10 protein-coding genes are annotated in these 12,455 nt (G+C 44.9%); all 10 read left to right on the forward strand.

The window, feature by feature from the left end; all coding sequences use genetic code 11:
- The first annotated feature begins 75 nt into the window (after nucleotides 1-75).
- Nucleotides 76-2,124 (forward strand): XrtA/PEP-CTERM system histidine kinase PrsK, encoded by a 2,049-nt coding sequence (gene prsK / locus U1F02_RS14440; RefSeq protein ID WP_409991112.1) that lies wholly within the window; start codon nucleotides 76-78, stop codon nucleotides 2,122-2,124.
- A 9-nt stretch (nucleotides 2,125-2,133) separates the two neighbouring features.
- The gene (prsR, locus tag U1F02_RS14445; protein ID WP_409991113.1) at nucleotides 2,134-3,513 is read left to right on the forward strand and encodes a PEP-CTERM-box response regulator transcription factor; all 1,380 of its coding nucleotides are present in this window, start codon (nucleotides 2,134-2,136) and stop codon (nucleotides 3,511-3,513) included.
- Between the two features lie 227 nt (nucleotides 3,514-3,740).
- Nucleotides 3,741-5,018, forward strand: coding sequence for a hypothetical protein (locus tag U1F02_RS14450; protein WP_409991114.1), 1,278 nt, complete (start codon nucleotides 3,741-3,743; stop codon nucleotides 5,016-5,018).
- A gap of 225 nt (nucleotides 5,019-5,243) precedes the next feature.
- Nucleotides 5,244-6,068: a PEP-CTERM sorting domain-containing protein gene (locus tag U1F02_RS14455; protein WP_409991115.1), complete on the forward strand. Its 825-nt coding sequence runs from the start codon at nucleotides 5,244-5,246 to the stop codon at nucleotides 6,066-6,068.
- 133 nt (nucleotides 6,069-6,201) lie between these two features.
- Nucleotides 6,202-7,668, forward strand: a complete 1,467-nt coding sequence (gene xrt / locus U1F02_RS14460; protein ID WP_409991116.1) for an exosortase — start codon at nucleotides 6,202-6,204, stop codon at nucleotides 7,666-7,668.
- Nucleotides 7,669-7,696: 28 nt separating this feature from the next.
- Nucleotides 7,697-8,830, forward strand: a complete 1,134-nt coding sequence (locus U1F02_RS14465; RefSeq protein ID WP_409991117.1) for a glycosyltransferase family 2 protein — start codon at nucleotides 7,697-7,699, stop codon at nucleotides 8,828-8,830.
- A gap of 37 nt (nucleotides 8,831-8,867) precedes the next feature.
- Complete coding sequence (locus tag U1F02_RS14470; protein WP_409991118.1) at nucleotides 8,868-10,214, forward strand: phenylacetate--CoA ligase family protein; 1,347 nt, start codon at nucleotides 8,868-8,870, stop codon at nucleotides 10,212-10,214.
- Nucleotides 10,202-11,101 carry a glycosyltransferase family 2 protein gene (locus tag U1F02_RS14475; RefSeq protein WP_409991119.1) on the forward strand — a complete coding sequence of 300 codons (900 nt, stop codon included), beginning with the start codon at nucleotides 10,202-10,204 and terminating at the stop codon, nucleotides 11,099-11,101. Before U1F02_RS14470 ends, U1F02_RS14475 begins: the two co-directional genes overlap by 13 nt.
- A gap of 2 nt (nucleotides 11,102-11,103) precedes the next feature.
- Nucleotides 11,104-12,105 carry a polysaccharide deacetylase family protein gene (locus U1F02_RS14480; protein ID WP_409991120.1) on the forward strand — a complete coding sequence of 334 codons (1,002 nt, stop codon included), beginning with the start codon at nucleotides 11,104-11,106 and terminating at the stop codon, nucleotides 12,103-12,105.
- 30 nt (nucleotides 12,106-12,135) lie between these two features.
- Nucleotides 12,136-12,455: hypothetical protein (locus tag U1F02_RS14485; protein ID WP_409991121.1), on the forward strand; the 320-nt coding region annotated here is incomplete at its 3' end.

A 12,455-nucleotide genomic window follows, 5' to 3' on the forward strand; every position in this document is an offset into this window, starting at 1 on the left:
TTCGCCGCGTCGTTTTGATCTGGATCGCCTCAATGTTATGCTTAGGTCAATAATAACTTCGGAAATCATCGCCATATGGAATACGCAGAAGTCACTTTTACGGCTTACCTTAGCGCCGCCATCGTTTCCACCTTACTAACCGTTACCTATCTATACCAATTTTGGCATCAGCAACGCGGGAGTGCTTTTGCGGTTGCGGCAGCCATAAATACCCTGCATTTGGCAGCTATCGCACTTTCCTACACGGATCGCCATTTAACAACCAATTGGCTGCTATTTATTGAGTGTTTGCACTACAACATTTGGGTTTTGGCAATTGCACTCAGCTTACGTAAACACAGTCAAAAGCAGCAGTTCCCGCGCAGCCTTCAGATTCTATTTGGAATTGGCTGGCCCCTCACCGGCTTGATTCTGGCTTTAGCCTTAACAAACAACAGCACTATTTTTGCCTTCACTCCTTGGTTTGCTCTTGGACTTGCTGTTATCAGTTTGGTCAGTGTGGAGCAACTTTATCGTTATGCCGCGAGCAATGATCGCCAAATCAAATTACTGTGCATGAATCTGGGCGCGGTTTTTATTTACGACATATACCTTTATACACAAGGCCTCATTTTTCAGGGTGTTGATCCGCAGCTATGGCAATCTCGTGCGGCAGTCGCCATAGCTACCTGCCTGTTTATGGCGTTGGGTGGATTGGTTCCCCTTCAACAATCCCAGCGGGCTGCAAACTTTAATATCTCTCGTCCAATCGCTTTTTACACGACCTCATTGATAGGTGTCGGACTTCTTATCACTTCTCTTTCGCTCGGTGGATATTACGTACGTTTGTATGGCGGCAACTGGGGCACGGTGATTTATAGCTTCGTCTTGGTAGCGGCGGTATTGATTATCGCTATGGTTTTCGTGTCAAACAGCCTGCGCTCAAAACTTTCGGTATTGATCAACAAACATCTGTTCCGCCATAAATATGATTACCGTAGCGAATGGCTCCGCATCATTAACTATCTGGCGCAACCAGCAGAGGCAAGCGAAGTAAACCAGCGGGCCTTTTTCGCCGTGGCTTCGACCACCAAGGCACCGGGCGGGGCTATCTGGTTGCTCAAACAAGGATTTTACGAACCTGTATACCAAGTCAATTTACCCAGACTTGTCGATTTGGAGGAAGAGCCTGCAGACAGCCTCTTCTGCCAAGCCTTTTTGGATTTGGAATGGGTATATTTCCCCGATAGCGGTGACAACGAAGCGCTGAGCCAAAATAACCATCTTTTGCCCTATTGGGCGCGAAATTTTCCAAACCTTTGGCTGATATTCCCGCTGATCGTGGGTGAAGAACTGGTGGGATTCATGGCGCTTACCAAGCCCGCTGATGACACAGCTCTTACTTGGGAAGACTTGGATCTTCTGAAAACCATTGGCCGCCAAATTGCCAGCTATCTTAAGCGCCACCACCAAGCGGATCAGCTGGCGGAAGGTAAACAATTCGACACATACAATAAGCTGGTCGCCTTTATCATCCACGATTTGAACAACCTGATTGCTCAGCAAGCACTCATGGTGAAAAACGCCGAGAAGCACAAAGACAACCCTGCTTTTGTAGAAGACGCCATCAAAACCATTAGCAACTCGGTTGACCGCATGAACAACTTGCTGAAAAAGCTACGCCGCGATGAGTCTGATCTGGTGAAATGTCTGAGCATGACCGAGATTGTCGAAACGGCAGTTTCTGAATGTCGTCGCAACAATCCGCAGCTAACCAGCAGCATCGAAAAGGGGGACTATACCCTGAATGCCGACCAAGTTCGTTTGGTGATGACCATCACGAATTTCATCAAAAACGCACTGGAAGCCACACCAACCGGCGGCAGAGTTCATGTTACACTCACCTACAACAACAATCGGGCGGTCATCACTATCGAAGACAACGGTTCCGGCATGGATTGGGATTTCATCCACAACCGCTTATTCAAACCGTTCGAAACCACAAAATCCGGCAAGGGAATGGGTATAGGGGTTTACCTGTCGCGTGAGTACATCAGCGAATTGGGCGGTTCGCTCAACGTGATGAGTACCGTAGGCGAAGGCACCACAATCACCATCTCCCTTCCAATGAATAAGATGGACTAAGCCACCCGCATGAACAAACCTGTAAATCAAAAGCCCATCCTGTTAATTGTTGAAGACGACTTGGGATTGCAAAGCCAACTACGCTGGCATTTTGATCAATACGAAACCATCTTCGCCGAAAACCGCGCAGACGCAGTTGCAGCACTGCGACTTCATGAGGCTTCCGTCGTTATTCAGGACCTAGGCTTACCACCCGATGAAGATGGTGTGGATGAAGGCTTTAAGTGCATCCAAGATATTTTGCGCATAGCGCCTTCCAGCAAAATTATTGTGATGACGGGTAAAACCGACCACGAAAACGCCATTCGCGCTGTCGGCATGGGCGCTTACGATTTCTACCACAAACCCGTTGATCCAACGACGCTCGACCTAATCGTTCAACGCGCCTTCCATATTTTCGACCTCGAAGCTGACAATCGCCGCCTCACCATAACCAACCAAGCGCCCCTAGAGGGGCTAATCAGCAACGATCCGCAAATGCTGAAGATCTGCCGACAGCTGGAAAAAATTTCTCCTACCACCGTGACATGCACCCTTCTGGGTGAAAGCGGAACAGGTAAAGAGGTCATGGCACGTGCTATTCATCAGTTGAGCCCGCGCAAAAACAAACGCTTCGTCGCCATTAACTGTGCCGCTGTGCCGGAAAACCTCATTGAAAGTGAACTTTTCGGTTATGAAAAAGGTGCCTTTACGGGTGCGAACAAACTCACTCTAGGCAAGGTGGAGACCGCCAACGAAGGTACACTCTTCCTCGATGAAATCGGCGATATGCCTTTGAATTTGCAGGCAAAACTACTTCGTTTTTTACAGGAACGCGTTATTGAGCGCGTTGGCGGACGCGCAGAAATCCCCGTGGACGTGCGTGTGATTTGCGCCACCAATAAAGATTTGGAAAAGATGTCTCGCGAAGGAACATTCCGAGAGGACTTGTTCTATCGCATTTGCGAAATGACAGTCAATATCCCGCCGCTCCGCGACCGGCAAGGCGACAAAGCTCTATTAGCTCGCCATTTCCAATTGAAATTCGCAAAAGAGCATAGCCAAAACGTGACCGGCTTTACGCCTGATGCCATTGAAGCCATCGAAGGATACAACTGGCCGGGGAATATCAGGGAGATGGAAAACAAAGTAAAACGCGCTGTCATCATGGCAGAAGGAAAATACATTACGCGCGAGGATTTGGGCTTAGCTGAGGCGGGTGAGCTTTCACTCAACTTACGCCATGTCCGCCAGGAAGCTGAGAAAAGTGCCATGTTACGCGCATTAAGCATGACGGATCATAATGTCTCTGCAGCAGCAAAACTGCTGGGCATCACACGCCCCACCTTTTACGATTTGATCAAGAAGTATGACATGCAAATCGGCATATCGAACTTCGACGAAAGTTAATCTGGTAATCTCTCGTCGCCTAAATACACTTATAACAAAATATGCTATATCTTTTATGTTCGGGTAAAACTACTCATCACAAAATTCGCGCATTGGCTCTCCAAATTGCAATTTTGCCCTAGCAAAGTCGCCCCAATGTTTATAACACTGCTACAAATAACGAAAAGCGTGGTCTGGGCAGCTCAGATCGAACGCTTCTAATGCAGCACGCAGTAGGTTGATTATCAATGATTAAACTAACCCCTCCATTAAAATCCACATTATTTATAGCGCTTGTTATAAATGTGCTTACTGCGTGCGGTGGCGGAGGAAGCGGAGGTGGAACCGACGGTGGCGGGTTTACCTCCAGCACGCCTATTATAAAATCACAGAGCTCGGTTAGTGCTAACAGCGCCAGCAGTGTAGCGGCTAGTTCAACAAGCATTTCATTAAGTAGCATACCCGCAAATGGATCCAGCAGCTCGGTGCGTACGCCAGACTTTACTGCACCTACGGCACCGCAGAACTTCGAAGTAGGACTTAAAATTTACGATGCAATTGGATTGAATTGGGTAGCCGCGACTGACAATGTCGCAGTGGTGTCCTACAAAATCTACCGAGACAACGTCCAAATTGGCGACGCAGGTGAAGTAGATTTCACCTATCTGGATTTTGATGTCGCACCCGACAGAAACTATACATACGGTATTGCTGCGGTGGATGCCGTTGGCAATACCTCTCCGCTGCAAACTCTATCCGTGCGTACGCCGTCAGCGCCGGTCTACCCCGGCTCATCTAGCAGCACCTCGACAGTCAGCTCACTATCTAGCGCAAGCACCTCATCCAGCCTTCTATCATCAGCAAGCTCAACGCAGGCTAGCAGCCTAGGCTCATCCTCTACTTCTAACGCTGCAAGCAGCGTTGCGTCTTCATCGAGCCAAGCTAGCAGCCTAACCTCGTCGACCTCATCATCTGCAGCCCCTGACACCACACCGCCGCAAGCACCACTGAGCCTTACAACCAAAGCTTTGGCCTCCTCTCAAGTGGATTTAGAATGGACTGAAGGAACCGATAACCAGTCGGTAGCAGCCTACCGCATTTATCGCGACGACCTGCTCCAAGCGTCTGTGAAGTCAACCGTTCTTAGCTACTCGGATACCAATGTAATCCCGAACAAAGCTTACGTGTATGCCATAGAAACGGTGGATGGCGCAGGGAATGTGTCCTTAACGCGCAAAACCCTCAACGTTTCTACCCCTTCGGCCTCAACCAATGGAGATGTCACATTCTATTGGGTTGCGCCAACGCAAAGAGAAGACGATTCAACACTAATGAGCACCGATTTAGGCGGGTATGTGATTCGCTATAAGCTTAAAACCAGCACCACTTACTTGTCTTTATACGTCACTGACGGAACAGCAACTTCATATATCATTCCCAACCTTTTGGGCGATTACGACTTCCAAATAGCTGCTTATGATAAGGACAAATTGTTCAGCAAATTTGTGGACCTTCCTCCGCATTGATCCACATAACAGCCAAGATTGAGGATTGATTCTCAAAAAAAATGAGAAGCAATCCTCGTTTTTATGTCGGTTTTTTTTACAGCAACCACTTTTTATCAATACAAACAATAATTAACTTATTGAAAAATAACACGTTTTTTTATTGGCATGCAATCTGCTTGTCAGTTCTGGTAGGTACAATCAGCCTTTTCTAACTGCAACCAGAACTCATGAAAGGATTATTTTATGAAACGTTTATTATCTTCAGCGCTCTTGGCTTCTGCCATTTTCGCTTCCACTGCAGCTAGCGCTGCGACCATCAATTTACAAATTAGCGACCTTATTTACTCTAGTGGCTCAACAGTTGATCTCACCGCTACACGTGTAGCAGCTCAAGCGGCAGAAGCTTCTTTTTTGAGTTCTCTGAATGGCCCAAGCGTTGCCGAGAATTTTCAGTCAATCCCGGTTGTTAATCCAAATCCTGCTGGCACCAACCAAAACACAAAATGGGTTTCAGCAAGCAGCAGCTTTAACACAGCAGTGGGTACTTTTGCACTGACCACCCCAGGTCAAGGCGGTACTGCATGGAACAATGGCACCAACGCTGCCAACAATTTGTTAATGATTGAAAACGGTAATACCGGTGAGTTCGGTAGAGAATCTTTCAAGTCAATAGACGATCAGTGGCTGGATAGCAATGATGCGAAATTAGTAACTTGGACCTTGGGCGCACCTCTTAGCGGCAGTTACAATGCATTTGGCTTTTACTTGTTCGATGCACAAGACATCTCTGGTAAATTAACCCTTAAGTTTAAAGATGCTTCAACAGCAGACTTCGATCTTGAAACTATCACAACCAATAGAACCGCTAACGGCAACGTTCGTTATGTAACCGTATTGAGTGATTCTTCTATCGTTGGTGGCACCTTCACGTTTAAAGCAAGTGACTCTAATGACGGCTGGGGTATCGACGATATCACCGTTGGTTCTGTTCCAGAGCCAGGCTCAATCCTATTGATGGGCTTGGGCTTGTTAGGTTTGGGCGCTGCTCGTCGTCGCATCAAAGCTTAATTAGCTAGTTAAGCTCCAGAAAAAAAGCCGACCTTGGTCGGCTTTTTTGTTGCTCAGCAAAAACAGATCAATCTATTAAATACACCCTAGATCGGGTAGACTTCACAGAATTTTTTTGCTCGGATGCTGGCGAATGGAAGTTATCGAAAGACCCGCGGTGAACAACAATAAACGCTACGTTTCCTATCTGCCCGTTTTATTAATTGCGCTGTTGGTAGCCTTTTTTTTTCCGTCTTTTCAGAGCTTATTTCAACGCTGGATTAAGTGGGATGAATCACTTTCCCATGGACTATTAGTCAATGCATTTTTTGTCTATTTGATCTTCAAAAGCACTACATTCAAGGTTCACCAAAATTCAAAAGCAGTTTCAGCTGTTGTTCTCTTAGGGCTTGGGCTCTGCTCCATCAGTTGGTTTTTTTTCCGCACTGCAAGCATTTCCGTATTGGAACAAACTTTATTGCTTGCTCTGCTTTTTGGTCTTTATGCCGCAGTTTATGGATTAAAGACGGCGTTTTCTCTGCGACTTTTATTGTTGCTCCCGATTTTTACCATTCCCGTTTGGGATCAACTGACAACCCCCTTAGTCAATCTGAGCGGCTTAGTAGTTGGCAAATTAATTCAGCTTACCGCATTACCCGCTGTTATTGAAGGCAACAGCATTTTTATTCCCTACGGACAAATTGTCATTGCAGATGGCTGCTCAGGGTTACGCTACCTCGAGATTGCATTGGCACTCGCCTACATCATCAGCCTGCTAAACAATTATAAAGAAGGAAAACTTTTAATTGCCCTCGTCATCGCGGGCGCTCTCGGACTAATTGCAAACTGGATTCGTATTTTTATTCTCGTTCTTATTGGTTACGAATCCAAAATGACAAGCTCACTCATGGCCAACCACGAATATTTTGGCTGGATGTTATTTGGAGTAATGTGCTTACCCACTATCTACTTGGCCCCCGTCAATAAATCCGCTATCAGCCTATCCAACAATCAAGAGACCTCGCTAAAACCGCGACTAATAATCCCTATATGCGTATTAGCAATAGGTCCATTACTAAACCTACTGCTTTCCAGCACACCAACCCAGCACAATTTCACGAAAGTCCTCTCGTCAAAATCTGAACTTATCCCTGAACGAAAAATGCCAATGAGTGTTCTGGTTCCAGAGGGCAGCTTTAAGGAAAACGTCTTATTCGATCGAGACAACTTTCAGATATACGCACAAGTCGATCAATATCAACGTGCCACAGCAAATGACAAGCTAGTGCCCTATATACCAAAGCTCTATAATTCAGATGAGTGGCTTTTGGTTGATTCATCCATAGAAAACTTGTCCGCAAAAAAAGTGAAACTGTCCACGTTCAAAAGAAAAGCTTCTGACATTAGAGTTATCCAGCTCCAATGGCTGGAGGTTGGTGGCTATAATGCAACATCAGTAACCACAGCTAAATTCTTACAAATACCTGCATTACTAAAGGGTGCAAATTCCTTCCGTATTGTTACCTTACAAAGCCTTTGTGTACAAATAGACTGCTCATCCACTGGTAAGCAATTAATAGATAACGCAACGGATGTTTTTGCGAACTCAACCCTGCAATAGAAATTGCCCAAAAAGTCCGAGACGATCCATGACACTTTTATTTTGGCTAAGCGCTTTAATTATTTTTTATATTTACATAGGCTATCCAATTCTTCTGCGCTATCTACCAAAAAAGCCGCTCCATTTTAGCCATCAGAGCAATTTACCCAAGGTTACCGTTCTCATTCCCGCATTCAATGAATCAAAGGTTATTGAAGGAACTATTAAGAATAAATTCTCGCAAGATTATCCGGCAGAATTGCTAGAGGTCATCGTTATTTCTGACGAATCAGAAGATGGCACAGATGAAATAGTTACGCAGCTCGCTGCAACAGAACCTCGCTTAAAGCTTATACGCCAAGTACCTCGCCAAGGCAAAACTGCGGGTCTAAATTTGGCAATGCAGCATGCACAGGGAGAAATTATCGTTTTTTCTGATGCAAACAGTCATTACGAAACCCAAGGACTCAGAGAGCTCGTCAATTGTTTTAGCGATCCGCAGGTAGGTTATGTCACAGGCAAAATGGTTTACGTTAACAGTGACGGAAGCTTGATTGGCGACGGGTGCAGCGCTTACATGAAATATGAAAACTACATGCGCGCGCTGGAGACCCAAGTGGACTCAGTAGTGGGAGTCGATGGTGGCATTGACGCTATTCGCAAAGAACTATATCAACCCATGAATTCAGATCAATTACCAGACTTCGTTCTGCCGTTAAAAGTCGTCACACAAGGCAAACGTGTCATTTATTGCGAATCTGCCCTACTCAACGAAGAGTCTCTCAGCAACTCACAATCCGAGTTCCGCATGCGCGTGCGTGTTTCTTTGCGCGCCTACTGGGCGATGAAGGATATGAAACATTTGTTTAATCCTTTTAAATACGGACTTTTTTCGCTTCAATTAACTTCGCATAAACTTTTGCGCTACCTTGCGTTTATCCCGCTTATTTTGGCCTTCTTAAGCAATGGATTCCTGACCTACAACGGCTTTTACTCTTTTACCTTTTTAATTCAAATTATTTTTTACGTCGGCGCCGCATTCGTATCCTTGAATGATGGCACAAACAATCGCTGGCTCGGTCTTGCAAATTATTTTTGTCTTATCAACATTGCTTCTGCAATGGCGTTTTTAAAATTCATCAAGGGCGAAAAAATTGTACTGTGGAAACCACGTGTTGGTTAATTAACAACATATTCGACAATTACAAAGGAGACTGCACTTGAAATTACTTGATTCGATAATTGGCAAAATTGCTTACATTTTATGGGACGCCAAAGAAGGTAGTGTCCGGCTAAGTGAATTCTCCAAACTCAAACAACAACAGTACTGGCCGCAAGAGCGTATAAAAGCACTGCAATCTCAGCGATTTAATAACTTAGTCAGGCACGCCTACACTACCAGTGAGTGGTATAAGAAGGTCATAGAAAAAATTGGTCTCGACATAAACAGACCCGTTACGCTGGAAGATCTGGCGCGCTTTCCAATTACAACCAAAATCGACATTCGCGAGAACCTGAATTCCTTCATTAGTAGCAGTTACAACGCTGATAAAATGCCTAAGGCTAAAACTGGCGGCTCAACAGGCGTATCTTTGAATTTATTTTTTGATGAGAACTGTCAAAAACTGCGTAACGGAGCCCAGATGTTCGCGGATTCATTTAGCGGTTGGACACCCGGCATTCGTGTTGCTGCGGTCTGGGGAAATCCGCCAGTACCCAAAACATTTAAAGCCAAATTAAGATCATTCTTGCTCGAGCGGATGATATATCTGGACACCATGGATTTAAATGAGCAATCCATGGGTGCATTTGTTGAGAGATGGCGAAGCTTTGAACCAGAGATGATTTTTGGACATTCGCACTCGATTTACATTTTCGCGAAATACATCAGAGACAATAAAATCACTGATCTTCGTCCTCGCGGAATAGTCGCAACCTCTATGATGCTACTGGATCATGAAAGAGAAATAATCGAATCCGCATTTCAATGCAAAGTGAGCAACCGCTATGGTTGTGAGGAAGTGGGCTTAATTGCCGTTGAATGTGAGAAGCACGAAGGCATGCATATCAACAGCTCTCATATTATTCTTGAATGTCTTGATGAAAATAACCAACCCGTCGCTGCGGGGCAGCCCGGCAAGTTAGTCATTACCGATTTAAACAATATGGGAATGCCGCTCATTCGCTACAGAGTCGAGGACGTAGGCGTTTTAAGCAACCGCCAATGCAGTTGCGGTCGTACTACACCGCTGCTGGAGCGCTTGGAGGGACGCGTTGCAGATTTCCTCAAAAAGCCTGATGGCGGACAAGTCGCCGGAGTTTCTTTAGTAGAGCGCACGCTAACAAAAATTGCAGGAATCGAACAAATGCAATTAGTGCAGGAAAAACTCTACGAAATCATTATCAACAGAGTAAAAGGACCTGAATATACCCTCGCCACCGATAACGAGCTCGTCGCAGAATTTCAACGGGTGTTCGGTAGCGATGTGAATTTCATAATTAACGACGTTAGAAAAATACCCCAAGAAAAGTCAGGCAAATACAGGTTTTCCATATGCAAGATCTAACATCCACCCAACCTCTTGTCAGTGTCGTTATTGCCACTTACAACATGGGGCAATACCTTAGTCTGGCTATAGACTCTATCTTGCAACAAACATGGAAGAATCTTGAAGTTATCGTGGTAGACGATGGATCAACCGATAGCACAGAAGAAGTTATGGCGCAGTACCGCGACAACACTAAAGTGATTTACATTAAAAATGAGAATCAAGGTCAACCAAAGGCCAAAAATTGCGGCATTAAAAATACCAAGGGCGATTTTATTGCTTTTTGTGATGCAGATGATTTTTGGGAAAAAAATAAATTAGAACTACAAATACCCCAATTCGCAAACCCCAAAGTTGGCGTGGTTTATAGCGAAGTAAGTTTTATCGATGAGCATAATAACCGATATACCAAAGACGACCACGAAGTGCGGTACTCTGGCAAAGTCACCAACCAAATGCTTATCGAAAATTTTGTCCCTTTCGGAACCTCGGTCATACGTCGTGAGTGCATCAACCAAAATGGAATCTTTGACGAAGAATTCCGTATGGGCATAGATTGGGATTTATGGCTTCGTTATTCGCTCGAATGGGAATTTGTATATGTTCCGCAACAAACCTATGTTTATCGCGTTTGGTCAGGGCAGATGTCAAACAACTATCGCGGAAGATACGATCATGCAAATCGTATTCTAAAAAAATTTGTTAGCCAACATGGTAATAAACTGGACCATAAATACGTCCGCAAAGCATGGGCTGATATGTATATGCGGGAAGCAGCCGTCTACGCCAGAAATGAAAAGCAATTTTTTAAACCGCTCAAAAAAATACTACACGGTTTAGCGCTAGACCCGGGCAAATTATATGGCTGGAAAGTCTTGGTTAAACTTTTTCTGGGTAGATGCTAAACATGAGAGCCATAAAGGCCTTATTACTCCATTTTATTGAGCTCCTTGGCGGCTTTTATATCATGCGCTTGCTCAAAAAAAATGAACCGGTGGTACTCATGTATCACCGAATTATCGATCATCCTTTTGTCAGCGGGCTAACCCCTGAAGAGTTCGAACGTCAGATAATTTATATAAATAAGCACTTCAAGGTTGTGCCCCTTCAACAACTGATCAATGACCTTGTTCAGGGCAGCCTTCAGCCCTACAGTCTCGCGCTTACTTTTGACGATGGCCATTACGACTTTTACGCAAACGCTTGGCCGATTTTAAAAAAATACAACTTACCTGCAAGCATTTACGTCACAACCGGGTTTGTCGATGGCACAACATGGTTATGGCCAGACCTACTGAAACATATATTGATAAACAGTAGAGCTCCCCAATTGAATTTGGAATGCGCGAACGCTTCACATCTAGGAACTATTTCAACCCAAAAAGACGATCTCTACAAAAGCTGGCACAAGCTTGGGGATTACTGTCTCACACTCAAAACGGATGAGCGCAACCAATTTTTACGAGCCCTTGCCAATCAAGCACACGTCGATTTGCCGACATCTCCGCAGCCACCGTTTCATTCGATAACCTGGACTCAACTTAATGAAATGGCTAGAGATGGACTGGATGTCGGCAGCCACACTGTCAGCCATCCTATTTTGAGCTCATTGAATCAGGAAGACTTAAATTACGAATTAGGCATTTCAGCCGAGGCTATCCGCCAACATCTAGGAATATTGCCAATGGGAATTTGTTATCCGAATGGAAGACCTGAGGATATTAACCAAGGCGTCATACAAATAGCACAGAATCTTGGTTACACCTATGGTCTTATGGGACGAAACGCGACAATAAAAAAGACATCACTTTTTAAAATCGGCCGTCTTGCAGCGAATAAAAATTTCTTCTACTTCAAATGGACCTTGGCTCGTCGCAAGGAAGACATTAATAGCAGTTACATTCAATAAATATTGTTTAAACAAAAGGCGCGCATAAGCATGCAGCAAAGTTTTCTGGATAAATATTTAGCCTTGGTCTTGGTAGCAACCGCCCTTGGCATATCTCTGTATTTTAAGCTGTCGCTTATAGGTATTGGTGCACCTTATACAACGATTGATGACTACACATTATTCAACGCAGGCTTTCTAGTTTGGTTTGGAGAAGCACCTCCGCAACGTATGTATATGGAGAGTTGGTTAACAGGGTTCACATCGATTTTAACCTACGTTTCACATCTACTTTCATCCGGCCAAATATCCGCACTCGGGCTGAACTTAGTTGCCGATGCCTTCAGAGATTTCCAAAGCAATCCAAAAGA

Origin of the sequence: Cellvibrio sp. (assembly GCF_046347455.1) — a bacterium.
In the GTDB taxonomy this organism is placed as follows: domain Bacteria; phylum Pseudomonadota; class Gammaproteobacteria; order Pseudomonadales; family Cellvibrionaceae; genus Cellvibrio.

Excerpts from the sequence above, each read along its gene's own strand:
- U1F02_RS14480 (WP_409991120.1), top strand. The coding sequence starts at position 11,104 with ATGAGAGCCATAAAGGCCTTATTACTCCATTTTATTGAGCTCCTTGGC.
- prsR (WP_409991113.1), top strand. The coding sequence starts at position 2,134 with ATGAACAAACCTGTAAATCAAAAGCCCATCCTGTTAATTGTTGAAGAC.
- U1F02_RS14465 (WP_409991117.1), top strand. The coding sequence starts at position 7,697 with ATGACACTTTTATTTTGGCTAAGCGCTTTAATTATTTTTTATATTTAC.
- U1F02_RS14450 (WP_409991114.1), top strand. The coding sequence starts at position 3,741 with ATGATTAAACTAACCCCTCCATTAAAATCCACATTATTTATAGCGCTT.
- xrt (WP_409991116.1), top strand. The coding sequence starts at position 6,202 with ATGGAAGTTATCGAAAGACCCGCGGTGAACAACAATAAACGCTACGTT.
- U1F02_RS14455 (WP_409991115.1), top strand. The coding sequence starts at position 5,244 with ATGAAACGTTTATTATCTTCAGCGCTCTTGGCTTCTGCCATTTTCGCT.
- U1F02_RS14475 (WP_409991119.1), top strand. The coding sequence starts at position 10,202 with ATGCAAGATCTAACATCCACCCAACCTCTTGTCAGTGTCGTTATTGCC.
- prsK (WP_409991112.1), top strand. The coding sequence starts at position 76 with ATGGAATACGCAGAAGTCACTTTTACGGCTTACCTTAGCGCCGCCATC.